This window comes from Micromonospora sp. DT231 (assembly GCF_049847025.1).
GTDB lineage: Bacteria > Actinomycetota > Actinomycetes > Mycobacteriales > Micromonosporaceae > Micromonospora.
The window spans coordinates 1-2,402 of the sequence record NZ_JBNCNO010000033.1 but is presented as its reverse complement, the minus strand read 5'-3'; the positions used below and the strand labels follow the sequence as shown (position 1 = coordinate 2,402).

At 74.2% G+C, this 2,402-nt stretch carries 1 protein-coding gene; it reads left to right on the top strand.

What is annotated here, in order from left to right; genetic code table 11:
* Window positions 1–27: 27 nt before the first annotated feature.
* A partial coding sequence (locus tag ACPXBU_RS34775; RefSeq protein ID WP_425761392.1) for an SDR family NAD(P)-dependent oxidoreductase occupies window positions 28–2,402 on the top strand: 2,375 nt, incomplete at its 3' end.

Sequence of the window (2,402 nt, the reverse complement as noted above, 5' to 3'; positions counted from 1 at the left end):
GTGGTGCGGTCGGCGGCGGAGGCGTGGGTGCAGGGCGTCCCGATCGACTGGGCCACCCAGTTCGCCGGCGTCACTCCTGCTGACCTGCCCACCTACCCCTTCCAACGCCAGCGCTACTGGGTGCCGGAACCGGAGACGAAGGCCGCGTCCGCCGACCCCGCCGAGGCGAAGTTCTGGGCTGCGGTCAGCGAAGGCGACCTCGCCGGCCTGACCGCCGCGCTCGACGCCGGAGGCGACGCGGAGCCGCTGCTGGCGCCGGCGCTGCCCGTGCTCGCCGACTGGCGCCGCAATCGGCAACGGCGGAACCGGATCGACGGCTGGCGCTACCGGCTGGCCTGGCAGCCACTCACCGGCGACCCGGCCACGTCCGTGCCCGGCACGTGGCTCGTCGTCACCCGGCCCGGCCTCGCCGCAGGCCTCCCGGTGGCACTCACGGCCGAGGTGACCCGTGCCGGCCTGACGGCCGCGCTCACCACCGCGGCGGCCCGGCACGGTGCAACAGTCGTCGAGACCGCCGTCGACTGGGACACGCCGGTGGCGGAGGCGGTCGCCGTGGCGCTCGCCGAGACCGGCGTCCCGGACCGCATCGTGTCGCTGCTCGGGCTCGACGACGCCACGGGCCTGCCCGACACCGTCGAGCTCGTCCAGGCCCTCGACGGGGTCGCCGCACCGCTGTGGTGCCTCACCTCGGGCGCCGTCAGCATCGGCCGGTCCGATCCGCTGCGCGAACCCGCCCAGGCGCGACTGTGGGGCCTGGGCCGGGTTGTCGCCCTGGAACACCCCGACCGTTGGGGCGGCCTCCTCGACCTGCCACCGGAGATCGACGACCGGGTCGCCGACCGGGTGCTGACGGCAGTCGGCGGCACCTCGGGGGAAGACCAGATCGCCGTACGGTCGTCCGGCCTCTTCGCCCCACGCATGCGGCACCTTCCGGCCGGCGTCACGAACGGCCCGTGGCGTCCGCCCGCCGGCACCATCCTCATCACCGGCGGCACCGGCGCGCTCGGCGGACGGCTTGCCCGGTGGCTCGCCGAGCAGGGCGCCGACCATCTGCTGCTGCTCAGCCGTAGCGGGCCGACCGCCCCCGGAGTCGAGGAACTCACTGCCGAACTTCGAGCGGGTGGCACCGACGTCACAGTTGCCACCTGCGACGTCGCGGACCGGGCCGCGCTGGTGGCCGTACTGGAAACCATCCCTGCCGACCGTCCACTCTCCGGTGTCGTGCACGCCGCCGGCACGCTCGAACCCGGCCTCGTCGCCGACCTCACCCCGGAGACGGTCGCCGCGGTGCTGCGGTCCAAGGCGGATGCCGCGCGCCACCTCGACGAGCTGACCGCCGATGCCGACCTCGGCCTGTTCCTGCTCTTCTCCTCCGGCGCCGGCATCTGGGGCAGCGGCGGACAGGCGGCCTACGCGGCGGCGAACGCCTACCTGGACGCGCTCGCGCTGCACCGCCGGGCATCCGGCCGGCCCGCGACCGCGGTGTCCTGGGGCCCGTGGGCCGGCGACGGCATGGCCGGCGGCGACGCGGCCGACCAGCTGCGGCGGCGCGGCCTGCGGCCGATGCCGGCGGACGGCGCGCTCACGGCGCTGGCCACCGCGCTCGCCGAGGACGTGGCAACCATAACCGTCGCAGACATCGACTGGGCCACCTTCGCGCCCTCGTACACCGTGCACCGCGCCCGGCCCCTCATCGCCGACCTGCCCGAGGTGCAAGCCCTCGCCGATGATGACGATGCCAAAGCCGCCACCGGCGCGACCGGATCACCACTGGCCCGGAAACTCGCAGGCCTCTCCCGCGCCGCTCAAAAAGAAACCTTGCTTGATCTGGTACGCGTCGAAGCCGCGAAAGTCCTCCGCCACGACACACCCGGACAGGTCGAACCGGACCGCGCGTTCCGCGAACTCGGCTTCGACTCGTTGACGGCTGTGGACGTACGCAACCGGCTCGGCACCGCGACCGGGCTACGACTGCCCGCCACCGTCGTCTTCGACCACCCGACCGCCCGGCGCCTGGCCGAATACCTGGCGACGCGCCTCGTGCCGCACACCGAACAGGCCGCGGTCGCCGGGCCTGCCCCGGCGGCACCCGGCACCGACGAGCCGATCGCCATCGTCGCCATGGCCTGCCGCTACCCGGGCGGCGTCCGCTCGGCCGAGCAGCTGTGGCACTTGGTCGCCGACGGCACCGACGCGGTCGGCGACTTCCCCCGCGACCGCGGTTGGGACCTGGACGGACTCTTCGACCCCAACGGCGAGCAGCCCGGCACGTCCTACGCGTCGCAGGGCGCTTTCGTGCACGACGCCGCCGAGTTCGATCCGGCGTTCTTCGGGATCAGTCCGCGTGAGGCGCTGGCGATGGACCCGCAGCAGCGCCTGCTGTTGGAGACGTCGTGGGAGGC